We start from the raw sequence: 14108 nt of genomic DNA on the forward strand, positions 1-14108 counted from the left end.
TCCGGAGCCTGCTGTGGTGAGTGCCGGCGCCGCCTCGGCCGACGGGGCGGCAGCCATCCACCGTGTCCGGGCCCGGCGCGGCCCGGCCCGGAAAGGCGCAAAACGGGGGAGCGGCGGAGTGGTGGAACGGCGGAACGCGGGACCGGAGGGACGGAGGGTCTGCGGAGAAAAGAGGGATCTCCGCGGCGGCCGAATCCGTGCGCGATCCGTGCGCGATCCGGTCGTTACCGTTTGTGATCGCACAGATATCGGCTGTCGCCGGCGGGTGTACGCGAGGTCTGCCCGCTCGGGTGCCGGTGCGGCCGGCCGGGCGATGCGTGCACGGGGGCCGGTGGTGCCCGGTGGGGGTGCTGCGCGCGTGGGCGCCGGCGATGCCCGGGTAGGGGTGGCGCGGGCATGGGGGCCGGTGCTGCCGGTGGCCGCGCTTGCGCCGTTCGGCTTCGGGGGGCTCTTCGAGGGGATGGCGGCACGGGTCATCCGTCCGGCCGATCTCATGACTGAGGCCCCCCGCATGGCGAGGGGCCTCAGTGACGTGCGCCGCCAGGGACTCGAACCCCGGACCCGCTGATTAAGAGTCAGCTGCTCTAACCAACTGAGCTAGCGGCGCGCGCTGACCTGAAGAACTTTACACGAACTCGAGAGGTGCTCCGTGCCCCCGGCTGTACAGCTCACGCGCTCGGGTCGTGTGATCCTGGCCACTCGCGGCACCGCGTCCGGCCCGTCCGCGGTACCTCACGACAAACCTTCCCCATACGGGGCAAAAGTCCCTTGATCCTGGGACCTTCGGCCGGCGGTCCGCCCTTATTGCTCTGTGAAGATCGAGTTCATCGATTCCCTGGCTGTAGATCATCAGTTGCCCCGTCAACATGCGATATGTCCTGCTGGTTGAGAGGCTGAGGCGAGCTTCGAGACGAAAGAAACGAACACGCCCGGGGGGTGCCGGGCCATGGCGTCCGTCACTCCTCTTCCGCCTGCTGCAACCCCACCCTCCACAGCAACGTCTGCCAGGACGCGCGCCCCGGACCGGGTCCCCGGGACTCGCCCCTCCGTCGGAAAGGTTGATCGTCATGGTGTCGACAGCCAAGCGCACCCTTGAGATGCAGCTCCTCCTAGGGCCGGACGAAGCGGTTCCGGTGGCCGGCCGGTTCAGCTATCGCAGCGACCGCCCGTTCGAGGTCGAGGTCGCTTTCCTCAGCCGTGGCCAGAAGGTGGCCACCTGGCTGTTCGCCCGCGAGCTGCTGCTGACGGGGCTGTACGACGAGGCCGGCGAGGGGGACGTACGGGTGTGGCCTTTCCGCCGGCCGGGCGAATCGCGCCGGGTGCACATCGAGCTGTCCACCGATGACAGCGTGTGCGAGCTGTCGGTGCGCGCGATGGAGCTGACCGCCTGGCTGGAGCAGACCGTGGCGATCGTCCCGCCCGGCCATGAGGACCGCTACCTCGACATGGACACCCACCTGGCCCGGCTCTTCGCCGGGAAGTGCTGATGGGGGACAGGCGATCATGACCACGACCACGACCACGAGCGTGACGATGAGCACGAGCACGACCGCGAGCGTGGGTGCGAGGGAGGCTGCGGGCGCGAGGGAGGCTGCCGGTGTGCCTGCGGCCAGGCAGGTGACCGCCACTGCGGGCGCGCCGACGGGTGCCACCGGGGCGTCGAACGGGCCGCCGGTCGAGGCGTCGAACGGGCCGTCGGTCGGACCGTCGAACGGGCCGTCGACCGGGTCAGCGGATGCGCCGGCGGCCGTGCCCGGTTCCGGTACGCCCGTCGTCGGCGCGTCCGGCGCGTCCAGCCCGTCCGCCACGTCCGGCCCGTCCGCCACGTCCGGCCCGTCCGCCGCGTCGTCGGGGAGGGCCCGAATACCGTCCGCGGCACCGGAGGCCGGCCCCGCCGTATCGCCGTCCGCGTCTTCCGCCCCGGCCCCCGAAATCGCCACCGGCTTCGCGCATGACCCCTGTGCCCACGGCTTTCTGCCCGAGCGGCCGCCCGTTCGTTCCATGATCGGGACCTGGACCCTGCTGGATGCCATGGCGCGCGCGGCCGCGATCGCGCCCGACCGGGATGCCGCCGTCGCGCTCGTCGAACGCGCCCGTCGCGCCGACGAGTTGTCCGCCCTGCGGCAACGGGTCTCCCGCCTCTCCCTGCGCAATGCGGAGGCCGCCGCCATGCGGATCGCGGTGATCGCGGTGTCCTGCGGCTGGGGCGGGCTCGACCCGCAGGCGCCGGCCGCCCGCAAGGTCGCCGACGAGGCATTTCTCGACCTGTGGACGGCGATCGCGCACCGTATCGACCACGATCAGTTCGTCGCCCTGCCGACCCTCGCGCTCCACAACTGGGTCCCCGAACGCAAGCCCCGCCGCCACATCCCCATCGATCAACTGGCCCGCACCGAAGTGCTCGTACCGATCGTCCGCTGGGCCCCGGAGGGGCAACCGCTCAGCCGGCTGGACCGGTTGATGCTGGCCGCCACCCGCCTGGAGGCGCACGGGATCTGGCTCTTCCGGCTCGCCGAAACCCTTGCGGGCCGGTCACCCGACGACTCCTCCACCCCGACGGCGCTGCGCCGTCTGGTGCGCGTCCAGCATGCGCTGCGCGCCCAGCTCCTCGCCGAGGCGGTGGAGCTGACGGCCGCGCCGGCCACGCCGCAGCAGCGCGCGGTGCTCGGCGCGCTCGCGGAACAGGGCGCACTGGAGCCGCCGGTGCTCCAGGCCGCCGACGCGGTGCTGGGCATCGGCGGCCGCCGGATGGGTGAGGGCAGGCGTCAGCTGCTGCGACGTCATCTGCCGGCGCAGCACCGTGCCTGGCTCAGCGCGATGGACCGCCACTGCGCACCCGTGCGCACCCTCGCCCACCGCGGCGGCCCCGACGCCGCCGTCTACCGCGAGGCCCAGGAGTCCCTGATCGCCCTCCGCCGCACCTACACGGCCCTTGTCCAGGCCGCCGCCCGCCCCACCACGGCCCCGCTCACGGCGGCAGCCTGACACGGACTCGGCCCGGCCCGACCCGGTCCGATCCGATCCGGTCCCACGCGGCCCGACCCGCCGCGCCCACCTCGTTCCTCCCGGCGAGGTCCGACCCCGTTCCGGCCCCCTTTCGGCTTGGTTCCGGCCACGTTCGGACCTCGTCCGGCACTGAGCCAGCCGTTGCGGCCGGCCATGGAAGCCGGCTGTTGAGCCAGGCATTGGTCTGGACATGCCCAATGCCGCGCCCGTAGCCTGCTGTTTGGTCTAGACCGCAGGTTCGGCATCGCAGTGCACTGCATTTCTCCGGCTCATGGAACTCCCCCACGTTCTTCAGGAGCGAAGCATGCGCAAAAAAATCAGTGCTGCCGTGATCGGCCTCGGTGTCCTGAGTGTCTCCCTGCTCTCGACGGGCAGCGCCTCCAGTCACGGCTACACCGACGCGCCGCCCAGCCGGCAGGCGCTCTGTGCCAACGGCACCGTCAAGAACTGCGGTGCGATCCAATACGAGCCGCAGAGCGTCGAGGGCCCCAAGGGCTTCCCGGCCGCCGGCCCCGCGGACGGCAAGATCTGTTCCGGCGGACACGAGAACTTCGCCGAACTCGACGATCCGCGCGGCGGCGCGTGGCCCGGCACCAAACTCTCGCCGGGGCAGGGCTACACCTTCACCTGGCGGCTGACGGCGCGGCACGCCACCACGGACTTCGAGTACTTCATCACCAAGGACGGTTACGACCCCGCCAAGCCGCTCACCCGCGCCGACCTCGAACCCGAGCCGTTCATGACGGTTCCCATGGGCGGCGTACAGCCGGGCTCGACCGTCCAGCACCAGGGCACTGTCCCCACTCAGAAGTCCGGCCGCCACATCATCCTCGGCGTCTGGAACATCGCCGACACGGGCAACGCCTTCTATGCCTGCTCGGACGTCGACCTCTCCTGAGGCCCCCAGGTAACCGGACTGACCAGGCCAACCAGGCCAACCAGGCCAAGCGGGTCAACCAGATCAACCGGGTCAACCAGATCAACCGGGTCAACCAGACCAACCGGGTTAACCAGGCCAACCGGACCACGGCACCTCGCCCCCCCATGCCGGGCCTCCCCGCTTCCCACAGGGAGGCCCGGCCCCCTCCTCCACCCCTCCTCCGCGCCTGCCTCCCCTCCACCTGCCTCCCCTCCACCTGCCTCCCCTCCGCCCGCCTCCACTTCTGACGCAACGTCAGCTACCCTGCGGCGCCATGAAAGCCAACGGAACCCGTGGTAAGGGGAGTTCCGGCGCCGCCACCGTCGCGGAGCTGGTGCAGGCGCAGTGGGGTGATCACCGGGTGGGCGCGATGTACGGGGATCTCGTGCTCACCCATCACGACCTGGCGGGCGGTGCCGCCGCGCGGGCGGCGCTGCTGGGGGAGCTGCTGCCGCGTGCGGCACCGGCGCATCTGGGGGTGTTGCTCGGCAACGTGCCCGAGTACCCGCTGTGGCTGAGCGCGGCGGCGCTCGCCGGGGCCGCTGTCGCCGGGATCAACCCCACGCGCCGCGGCCCGGAACTCGCCCGCGACATCGGCCACACCGACTGCGCGCTGCTGATCACCGAACGCGCCCAGCTGCCCCTGCTGGCCGGCCTGGAACTCCCCGTCCCGTCCGAACGGATCCTCGTCGTGGACGATCCGGCCTACCGGGAACTGCTCGGGCCGTACGCGGGCGCGACGCCCGACGAGATCGCAGGCGGCGGCTCCGGCGGCACCCGCGCCCCGACGCCCGCCTCCCGGATGCTGCTCTACTTCACCTCCGGCTCCACCGGCGCACCCAAAGCCGCTCTCTGCACCCAGGGCCGGCTGGCCGCCGCCGGACACTCGCTGGCCAGGCATTTCAAGGTGCGCCGGGACGATGTCCACTACCTCTGCATGCCGATGTTCCACGGCAATGCCGTGATCGCCGGCTGGGCGCCGGCGCTGGCCGGCGGCGCGGCCGTGGCACTGCGCCGCCGTTTCTCGGCCTCCGCCTTCCTCCCCGACGTCCGCCGCTACGGGGCCACCTACTTCACCTACGTCGGCCGGGCCGTGCACTATCTGCTCACCACCCCGCCGGCCCCCGACGACCGCGATCACCGGCTGCGCAACGGTTTCGGCACCGAGGCGGGCGCCGTCGACGCGGCCCGCTTCGCCGAACGGTTCGGCGTCCGCCTCACGGAGGGGTACGGCTCCTCGGAGGGCGGCGCCGCGATCCAGCGCACACCGGACACCCCGCCCGGCGCCATCGGCCGGCCCGCGCCCGGCGGGGATCTCGCCGTTGTCGACCCGGAGACCGGCACGGAGCTGCCGCGCGCCCGCCTCGATCCGGCCGGCCGGCTGCTGAACGGGGACCGGGCGATAGGAGAGCTGGTCAACCGGGGCCGCAGCTCCTTCGAGGGCTACTGGCGCAACCCCGAGGCGACCGCCGCCCGCACCCGCGGCCGGGGCGAAGGGCGGGTCGGCGCAGGCTGGTACTGGACCGGTGATCTCTTCTTCCGGGACACCGAGGGGTTCTTCCACTTCGCCGGGCGCACGGACGACCGGCTGCGGGTCGACAGCGAGAATCTGGCCGCCGCGATGATCGAGGGCATCCTCGCCCGGTACGCCCCGGCCGCGGGCGTGGCCGTGTACGCGGTGCCCGACCCTGTCGCCGGGGACCAGGTCATGGCGGCCCTGGCGCTGCGGGAGGACACCCGGTTCGAGCCGGACGACTTCGTGGCTTTTCTCGCCGCCCAGCCCGACCTCGGGACGAAGATGGCGCCCCGCTTCGTCCGGACGGTGGGCGCGCTGCCGGTGACGGCCACGAACAAGGTGCACCGGGCCGCCCTGCGGAAGGCCGGTTTCCGGTGCCCGGACCCGGTCTGGTGGACACCGCTCGCCGCACCGGCCGCCCCGGCGGACACGGCCACCGCGGCCGGCCCGCCCACCGAGCCCACCCCTCCCGCTCCCGCCGGAAGTGCATACCGCCCGTTCACCGCCGGGGACCGGGCCGCTCTCCTGGCGCTGTACCGTGCCCACGACCGGGCCCAGCTCCTGGACCGCTGACCCAAGGGCTGCCCCGTCGCCCCACGGGCTCGTCGCCCCGTCGCCCCCACCGGCCCGTCACGACAACAAAGTGGGCCACGACAACAAAGTGGGCGTTCCCGGAGAACCGGAAACGCCCACTTGATACGTGCGCCGCCAGGGACTCGAACCCCGGACCCGCTGATTAAGAGTCAGCTGCTCTAACCAACTGAGCTAGCGGCGCGCGCTGACGAAAGAAATACTACCTGGCCGAAAGGGGTGCTCATGACCACTGCCGACGGGGAGGGCACGAGAGGCGAAGGGGCGGGGAGCCGACCGGTCCCGGCCCGGCCCGCCCCGCTGCCCGGCTCAGATCGCCAGCGACAGCAGCACCGGAGCGGCCTGCCGGTTCAGGGTGTCGGCGGCCTGGCGCAGGCGGTGGGCGTGCTCCAGCGGCATGGACAGGGCGAGGCAGCCGACCGTCGAACCGGCGGTGATCGGTACGGCCGCGCAGACCGTGCCGACGGCGTACTCCTGGAGGTCGAGGACGGGGACCGTGGGCGGCTGGCTGTCGAGCTTGTGGAACAGGACCTTCTCGTTGGTGATCGTCCGGGAGGTGAGCCGGGCGGTCTTGTGGCGGGAGAGGTGGTCCTTGCGGCCGTCGTGGTCGAGCTGCGCCAGCAGGCATTTGCCGATCGCGCTGGCGTGTGCCGTGCGGTGGAACTCGGCCCATTCGTTGACCTTGGGGGCCAGCGGTCCGTCGGCGTAGTGGAGGACCTTCACCTCGCCGTCGATGTACCGGCTGATGTAGACCGCCGCGCCGACGGAGTCGCGCAGGTGGTCGAGGGTGAGCTGGAGCTTGTCGCGCAGGGCCTGGTCGCGGTCGCCGCCGGTGCCCAGCAGCAGGAGCGATTCGCCGACGACATACGACCCGTCGGTGACCTGCTCGGCATAGCCCTCGCGCCGGAGCATCGACAGCATCTGGGCGAGCTGGCCCGGGGACAGGCCCGTTTCGCGGGCGATCTGCGCATCGGTCACGCCATCGGCGTGCCTGGAGATCGTTTCGAGCACGCGAAGGGCGTATTGCACCGAATGGAACGGCGCGGTCGGCTCGGGCTTCAGCGCCACGGTGTCCCCCTAGCAGGTTGTTACCGCTTGCGTCAGGTCCGTCGTTGGTGGTCTCGCCCGGCGCTCGCGCGGCCGATCCCGGACAACGGCGTAGCTCTCACGATAGCGGTCAACGGCTCTTGAGGGAGGGGGTCTTGACTGAAAAGGGCTGTGCCCGGCGTTTCCGTACTGGAGCTTGAGACGTTGGCATATGTCAAGGTCATGGGGCTCCGTCGGCCGGGGGCCCGGCGACCCGTGGCGGTCGGATATCCCGGGCCGACGGCGGGGCGGCGCCGCCGAGAGGTGCGGAACCAGCCATATCTGTGGCCGGTTCCGCGAGGCGCTCCCGAAAACGGGTGCTCGGCCCCTCGTCACGGGGGATCGGAATCCGGCCTCATGGCATCGGGAAACGGCTCCGACGCCGGCCACGCCCATGACGTCAGGACGGGAGATGCGCGAGAGGGTGGCAGGCCCCCGGCGGGGACCCGCCACCCGAACTCGCCGCCTGACGGCCGCCGTTCACAGCACGGCGCTCAGGAATTCCCGGGTGCGCTCGTGTTCCGGCTCGGTGAAGATCTTTTCCGGGGAGCCGGATTCGATGACCTGGCCGGCGTCGAACATCAGGACGTCGTCGGAGATGTCCCGGGCGAAGTTCATCTCGTGGGTGACGCACAGCATGGTGATGTCCGTGGTGTGCGCGATGTCCCGCAGCACGTCGAGTGCCCCGGCCACCAGCTCCGGGTCGAGCGCCGAGGTCACCTCGTCCAGCAGCAGCACCTGCGGACGCATCGCCAGCGCCCGTGCGATGGCGACCCGCTGCTGCTGGCCGCCGGAGAGCTGGGTGGGGTACTTGTCGAGATGCTCGGTCAGGCCCACCAGGTCGAGGAGTTCGCGGGCCCGCTCCTCGGCGGCGTCCTTGCCCAGGCCCAGGACGTGCACCGGCGCCTCGGTGATGTTCCGCAGCACCTTCATGTTGGGGAAGAGGTTGAACTGCTGGAACACCATGCCGATGTTCTTGCGGACCTCGCGGATGTGCTTCTCCCCGGCCGCGACGAGCTTGCCGCCCTTCTCCTCGTGCGTCAGATACTCGCCACCGACCGTGATGGTGCCCTCGTCCGGCGTCAGCAGCGTCATCAGCAGCCGCAAAATCGTCGTCTTGCCGGAGCCGGACGGGCCGATGAGGGTGACGTGCTTGCCGGAGGAAACGGTGAAGTCCAGGGAATCCAGGACGGTGTGGGACCCGAACCGCTTGGTGACCTTGTCGAAGCGGATCAGCTCGGTGCCGCTTCCGGACCCCGTCCGGGTGGGGGTCCCCCCGGCGGTGGCCCAGGGAGTGCTCCCACCCGCCGGGTCGGCCGTCCGGTCGGCGTGGTCCTTCGGGTGATTGCTGTCAGCGGACAAGGCGACGCTCCAGGGCTCGCAGGAGGAGGGAGGTGGGGTAGGAGATGACCACGAAGAGGACGCCGACGACGGTGATCGGCTCCAGGTAGTCGAAGGTGGTGGCACTGATGCTGTTCGCCTGGAAGAGCATGTCGGCCACGGTGATACCGGCCAGCAGCGGAGTGTCCTTGAACATCGCGATGACGTAGTTGCCGAGCGCGGGCACCACCCGGCGGAACGCCTGCGGCAGGATCACCGCGGTCCAGGTGCGCCGGCGCGGCAGGCTCAGCGCCGTCGCGGCCTCCCACTGGCCGGGCGGCACACCCTCGATACCGGCGCGGTAGACCTCGGAGGTGTACGTCGAGTAGTGCAGGCCCAGCCCGATGACGCCGGTGGTCAGCGGGGCGAAGGTCAGCCCCCAGCCCGGCAGGACGAAGAACAGGAAGAACAACTGCACCAGCAGCGGGGTGTTGCGGATGAACTCGACGAAGACGCTGACCGGCCAGGTCACCAGGGGGTACCACCCGCGCGAGCCCGTTCGAGCGTGGGGGAGGCTCCGCGAGCGCAGGACCAGCGCCCACACCAGCCCGAGCGCGAAGGACACCAGCGAGCCGTAGACCGTCGCCTGGACGGTGATCCACAGCCCCTTGAGGATGTCGGGCATGATCTCGCCGACGTAGCTCCATGACCAGTTGTTCACGGCTTTCCTCCGGTGGCCAGTGCCTCGGGGCCCTGCTTCTCGACGGGCAGTTTGCGGGAGAACCAGCCCTCACCCCGGGGCACCGCCCGGCCGACCGAGGCCTTGGCGCGGCGCTCCAGCACCCGCATGATCCGGGTCAGCACGAACGCGACCGCGAAGTAGAGGACGAGGATGATTCCGTAGATCTGGGCGCTCTGGCCCGTCGACAGCCGGGCGAGCTTGGCCTGGAAGGTGAGTTCGCCGATGGACAGCAGCGATGCCAGCGCGGTGCCCTTGAGCAGCTCGATCAGCAGGTTGTTGAACGGCGGCATCATCTCGGGGACGGCCTGCGGGAGTATCACCTTCCGCAGCCGCTGCCAGGGCGTGAAGCTCAGCGCGATGGCCGCCTCCCGCTGGGCGGGGGCCACCGCCTGGACGGCACCGCGGACGATCTCGGAGCCGTAGGCGCCGTACGACAGGCCCAGCGCCAGAGTGCCCGCCCAGATGCCGACCAGCTGCCAGCCCAGCAGCGGCAGCGCGAAGAACAGCCAGAACATCAGCACCAGGGCCGAGGTGCCGCGGAAGAACTCCACATAGACGCCGGACAGGAAGCGGATGATCCAGAACCGTGAGGTGCGGGCCAGGCCGATGCCGAAGGCGACGGCGGCGGCCAGGGCGGCGCTGTAGACCATCAACTGGATGGTGATCCACAGCCCTTTGAAGAAGAGTTCCCACAGCGCGCCGGTCACTTTTTGCAGAGCTCCTTCGCCGTGAGGTCGGTCATGAACTCCTTGGTGAAGCCGTACGGCTCGGCGATGCGCAGGAGTTCGCCGCTCTTCTTCATCTTCTGCAGCTCGCGGTTGAAGGCGTCCCGCAGGTTGGTCTCGCCGATGCGGAAGCCGTAGCCGCCCCCGTCGCGCTGGGGTTTCCCGTCGACCTCGGGTGTGAACGGCGCGGTCATCCCGACCTTGGGGTGCCGGCCGGTCTTCAACGCCTCGATCATGGACAGCGCGGTGCCGGCGAAGACGTCGATACGGCCCGCTTCCAGGGCCTCCATACCGGCGACCTGGTCGCCGTACGTCTGGATCGAGCTCTTCTCGACGCCATTGCCGACCGCGTAGTCGATTTCGGCGTAGCCGATACCAGAACCCATCCGGTAATGCCCCTTGGCGATGTCCGCATAGGAATGAATGTTCTTCGGATTCCCCTTGAGTACGAGAAAGGAGTCCTTGCTCTCGTAATCCGGGTCGGAGAAGAGGACGGCCGCACAGCGGGCCTTGTTGATGAACATGCCCGCGACGATCACGTCGTACTGGAAGGAATGGAGTCCCGGCACCAGCGCGCCGAACTCGACCGGTACCGGCTCGAAATTCCTGATCCCCAGCCGCCGGAAGATCGTCTTGGCGACGGCGGGAGCCTCACCGGTCAGCTGACCCTTGCTGTTGATGGAGGCATAGGGCGGTTCGCTGGCGATTCCCATGCGGACGGTGCCCTTCTTCCGCAGATCCTCCAGCTGGTGTCCGCCGCCGGTCGCCCCGGAGACATCGACCCGGGAGCAGCCCGTGCCCGCCACCGTCGCACCCGCCGTGCCGAGCGCTGCCACCCCCGCGAGCAGCGTTCGCCGCCGGATGCCATTGGCCGATTTTGTCTTGATCATTGTGTTGTTCTCCTGAGGTGGAGCCATGGGCGCGCGGCTACCCGAACGCCTGAAACATATGCCGATCGTTTCCGGCCCTTGATACAAGCGCCCTGGACTTGTTCCGTACGCCGGTATTGCCCACCTACGATCGGGGCATGACCGATCGCTTCATCGAAGTCTCCCTGGACAAGCGCGGCGTGAGCTGCACGGCCAAGTTGCTCGACGACCGCGCGCCGATCACCTGCAATGCCGTGTGGGACGCCCTCCCACTGGGCGGCGACGTCTATCACGCCAAATACGCCCGTAACGAGATCTACGCCCTGCTTGAGCCGTTCGCTCCCGAGGAGCCGCCGCTCGAGAATCCGACGATCACCCCGATCCCCGGCGATCTGTGTTACTTCACCTTCACCGACACCCAACTGGGCACGAAGTCCTACGGTTACGAGACCAAGGCCGCACACCAGGGCCGCGCCACCGTCGTCGATCTTGCGCTGTTCTACGAGCGCAACAATCTGCTGATCAACGGTGACGCGGGCTGGGTGCCGGGCATCGTGTGGGGCAGTGTCGTCGACGGCCTGGACCGGATGGCCGACGCCTGCCAGGACCTGTGGCGGGCCGGAGCCCTGGGGGAGACCCTCACCTTCCGGCGGGTCTAGATGAATGAGTCGGACTCATTCATCTAGGGGCCCCTAGGGCCTGGCGTCAGCGTCCCGTCCGTCGCGCTCCACGGGGCGGACGACGGGACGTCACGGTCACCCCCTGGGGGCGGGCGGCGCGGGGATCTCCGCGGTCCCCGCCTCGTAGAGGGCGTGCGCGGCACGCAGCACCAGCGCGTCCGCGTGCCGCGCACCGACCAGCTGGACGCCGACCGGCATCCCGTCCGCGTCCACCCCGCAGGGCAGCGTCGCGGCCGGCTGCTGGGTGAGGTTGAAGGGGTAGGTGAACGGCGTCCAGCCCGTCCAGCGGGTGTGGCCGGACCCGGACGGGACCTCGGCGCCCGCCTCGAAGGCCGTGATCGGTTCGGTCGGGGTCACCAACAGGTCGTAGGCGCTGTGGAAGCGGCCCATGGCCTGGCCGAGTGCCATCCGGGTATCGACCGCGGCCAGATAGTCCAGCGCGCTGTACCGGGCGCCCTGCTCGCAGATCTCCCGCAGCCCCGGGTCGAGCAGCGCGCGCTCCGCGTCGTCCAGATGCTGCACCACCCGGGCCGCACCGCTGAACCACAGTGTGTGGAAGGCCTCCACGGGGTCCGCGATGCCCGGGTCGATCTCCTCGACGGACGCACCGAGCCCGGCGAGCGTGTCGACGGCCGTCCGGACCGCCGCGGCGACCTCCGGGGCCACCGGCACATCCCAGCCGAGCGACGGGCTGTAGGCCACCCGCAGCCCGGAGACCGGACCGGCCAGCGCCTCCCGGAACGAGCCGGCCGCCGGACCGAGCTGGGACCAGTCCCGCCAGTCCGCGCCGCAGATCACCTCCATCATCAGCGCCGCGTCCGCCGCGTCCCGGGTCATCGGCCCGACATGCGCCAGCGTCCCGAACGGGCTGGCCGGATACAGCGGCACCCGCCCGTAGGTCGCCTTGAGCGCGAAGATCCCGCAGAACGACGCCGGGATACGGACCGAACCGCCGCCGTCCGTGCCCAGACTCAGCGGCCCGGCGCCCAGCGCCACCGCCGCCGCGCTGCCGCCGCTGGAGCCGCCCGCGGTGCGCCCCGGGTCGTACGGATTGCCCGTCACCCCGTGCCGCGGGCTGTCGGTGACGCCCTTCCAGCCGAACTCCGGGGTGGTGGTCTTGCCGATGAACACCGCACCGGACTCCCGCAGCCGGGCGACCGACGGGGCGTCCTCCTCCCACGGGCCCTCGGCCCGCACGGTCCGCGAACCGCGCAGCGTCGGCGCCCCCCGGGTGAGGATCAGATCCTTGACGGTGACGGGCACCCCGTCCACCGGTCCGGCCGGTGTCCCGGCCCGCCAGCGCTCCGCCGATTTCCCGGCACCCGCCAGCGCCTCGTCCGCGTCGATCCGGGTGAAGCAGTTCGTTGCGGCCTGCGCGGCCTCGGCGCGCTCCAGCACCGCCCGGGTCGCCTCGACGGGGGAAAAGTCACCGGCCGCGTACCCGGCCGTGAGCCGGGTGGCGGTGAGGTCGGCGAGGTGGGTCGGTTCGGTGGTCATGCGTCCTCCGAGCGTCGGCCGCCCCGGGCGGGGCGGCGGTGGGGGGAGCGGGGCTGCCGCACCGGGGCCCGGCAGCCGGCCCCGTCACTGCACCGGTACGTACCCCAGCCGTTTGTCGACGAGGTTGTCCAGCGGCTCGCCCGCCGACCACCGGTCGAAGTTGTCCTGGAACTGCTCGGCGAGGGCGTCCCGCCAGCCCAGGGTGTCGCCGCTCATGTGGGGCGAGACGATCAGATGCGGGACGTCCCACAGCGGGCTGTCCGTGGCGAGCGGCTCCTCCTCGAAGACATCCAGTGCCGCGGCCGTGATCCGCCACTCGCGCAGCGCCGCGACCAGCGCGTCCTCGACGACCAGCGGCCCGCGCCCGACGTTGATGAACCGGGCCCGCGGCGGCATCCGGGAGAACGCCGCCTCGTCGAACAGGCCGCGGGTGGCCTCGGTCAGGGGCGCCGCGCAGATCACCCAATCCGCCTGGGGCAGCAGCCCGTTCAGCGCCTCACTGGCGTGGACGAGACCGAATTGCGGGTCGTTCGGACGCTCCCGGCGGCCGACCAGATCGACCTTGACACCCAGTGCCAGGAGGGTGGTCCCGATGGCCCGGCCGATCGGCCCCGAGCCGACCACGACGGCCCGGCTGCCGGCCAGCCGCAGGGTCTCGCGATGCTGCCAGCGCCGCTGCCGCTGCAGCTCCCAACTTCCGTAGAAGTCCTTCGCCATGGCGATCACCAGCCCGGCCACATATTCGGCGATCGGCTGCTCGAAGACGCCCCGGGCGTTGGTGACCACGGTGTCGTCGGCGACCAGCGCCGGGCACAGCAGCTGATCCACACCCGCACTCGCGGTGTGCACCCAGCGGGGCCTGGGACCCTTCTCCGGCCAGGCTCTGCGGATCGCGTCGGAGGTGAAATCCCAGGCCAACAGCACGTCGGCGGTGGGAAGTCGGTCAGCGAGCGAGTCCTCATCGGTGAAGATCACCCGAGCCCGGCCGGTGAGCCGGTCGAGCTTCGGCGGCGGGTCGGAACCGAGGACGAGGACGGTGCTTTCGGACATAGCCAGAAACCGTTCTGAAACGTGAGTCCCTTTCCATGGAAAGGGGCGCCGACAGATGCCTGGGATGCGAGGATTGACCACGCTAAGAAGTCGTATCTACCGTGTCA

The 14108-nt window shown here is 70.6% G+C and carries 12 protein-coding genes and 2 tRNA genes; 5 read left to right on the plus strand and 9 right to left on the minus strand.

Annotation, left to right across the window (positions count from 1 at the left end):
• Positions 1-533 precede the first annotated feature (533 nt).
• Positions 534-607, minus strand: a tRNA-Lys gene (locus tag ACWGJY_RS16130).
• Positions 608-1067: 460 nt separating this feature from the next.
• Between ACWGJY_RS16130 and ACWGJY_RS16135 the strand changes: the two genes are divergently transcribed.
• From ACWGJY_RS16135 to ACWGJY_RS16150, 4 genes are all read left to right on the plus strand, one after another.
• Positions 1068-1487 carry an SsgA family sporulation/cell division regulator gene (locus tag ACWGJY_RS16135; RefSeq protein WP_453261428.1) on the plus strand — a complete coding sequence of 140 codons (420 nt, stop codon included), beginning with the start codon at positions 1068-1070 and terminating at the stop codon, positions 1485-1487.
• 514 nt (positions 1488-2001) lie between these two features.
• Positions 2002-2985, plus strand: a complete 984-nt coding sequence (locus ACWGJY_RS16140) for a hypothetical protein (RefSeq protein ID WP_453261429.1) — start codon at positions 2002-2004, stop codon at positions 2983-2985.
• A gap of 325 nt (positions 2986-3310) precedes the next feature.
• A complete protein-coding gene (locus ACWGJY_RS16145; RefSeq protein ID WP_453261430.1) occupies positions 3311-3904 on the plus strand; it encodes a lytic polysaccharide monooxygenase auxiliary activity family 9 protein in 594 nt (197 codons plus the stop codon).
• A gap of 295 nt (positions 3905-4199) precedes the next feature.
• Entirely contained in the window at positions 4200-6014 is a 1815-nt protein-coding gene (locus ACWGJY_RS16150; RefSeq protein WP_453261431.1) for an AMP-binding protein, read from the plus strand.
• 128 nt (positions 6015-6142) lie between these two features.
• On the opposite strand, the gene ACWGJY_RS16155 is transcribed toward ACWGJY_RS16150, so the two are convergent.
• The 6 genes from ACWGJY_RS16155 to ehuB all read right to left on the minus strand — a co-directional run bounded on the left by ACWGJY_RS16155 (position 6143) and on the right by ehuB (position 10795).
• A tRNA-Lys gene (locus ACWGJY_RS16155) sits at positions 6143-6216 on the minus strand.
• Between the two features lie 125 nt (positions 6217-6341).
• On the minus strand, positions 6342-7100 hold the full coding sequence (locus tag ACWGJY_RS16160; protein WP_453261432.1) for an IclR family transcriptional regulator: 759 nt from the start codon (positions 7098-7100) through the stop codon (positions 6342-6344).
• 498 nt (positions 7101-7598) lie between these two features.
• The gene (gene ehuA, locus ACWGJY_RS16165) at positions 7599-8354 is read right to left on the minus strand and encodes an ectoine/hydroxyectoine ABC transporter ATP-binding protein EhuA (RefSeq protein ID WP_453261470.1); all 756 of its coding nucleotides are present in this window, start codon (positions 8352-8354) and stop codon (positions 7599-7601) included.
• A gap of 115 nt (positions 8355-8469) precedes the next feature.
• Positions 8470-9123 (minus strand): ectoine/hydroxyectoine ABC transporter permease subunit EhuD, encoded by a 654-nt coding sequence (gene ehuD / locus ACWGJY_RS16170; protein ID WP_453261471.1) that lies wholly within the window; start codon positions 9121-9123, stop codon positions 8470-8472.
• A 32-nt stretch (positions 9124-9155) separates the two neighbouring features.
• Complete coding sequence (gene ehuC / locus ACWGJY_RS16175; protein ID WP_453261433.1) at positions 9156-9887, minus strand: ectoine/hydroxyectoine ABC transporter permease subunit EhuC; 732 nt, start codon at positions 9885-9887, stop codon at positions 9156-9158.
• A complete protein-coding gene (ehuB, locus tag ACWGJY_RS16180) occupies positions 9884-10795 on the minus strand; it encodes an ectoine/hydroxyectoine ABC transporter substrate-binding protein EhuB (protein ID WP_453261434.1) in 912 nt (303 codons plus the stop codon). Before ehuB ends, ehuC begins: the two co-directional genes overlap by 4 nt.
• A gap of 137 nt (positions 10796-10932) precedes the next feature.
• Here ehuB and ACWGJY_RS16185 point away from each other — a divergent pair, with 137 nt between their 5' ends.
• The gene (locus tag ACWGJY_RS16185) at positions 10933-11433 is read left to right on the plus strand and encodes a DUF3830 family protein (RefSeq protein WP_453261435.1); all 501 of its coding nucleotides are present in this window, start codon (positions 10933-10935) and stop codon (positions 11431-11433) included.
• 96 nt (positions 11434-11529) lie between these two features.
• On the opposite strand, the gene ACWGJY_RS16190 is transcribed toward ACWGJY_RS16185, so the two are convergent.
• Together ACWGJY_RS16190 and ACWGJY_RS16195 are read right to left on the minus strand one after the other, a co-directional pair.
• Complete coding sequence (locus ACWGJY_RS16190; protein ID WP_453261436.1) at positions 11530-12951, minus strand: amidase; 1422 nt, start codon at positions 12949-12951, stop codon at positions 11530-11532.
• Positions 12952-13035: 84 nt separating this feature from the next.
• Complete coding sequence (locus ACWGJY_RS16195) at positions 13036-14001, minus strand: D-2-hydroxyacid dehydrogenase (protein ID WP_453261437.1); 966 nt, start codon at positions 13999-14001, stop codon at positions 13036-13038.
• Positions 14002-14108 lie beyond the last annotated feature (107 nt).

It is taken from the genome of Streptomyces sp. NPDC054765 (assembly GCF_053612065.1).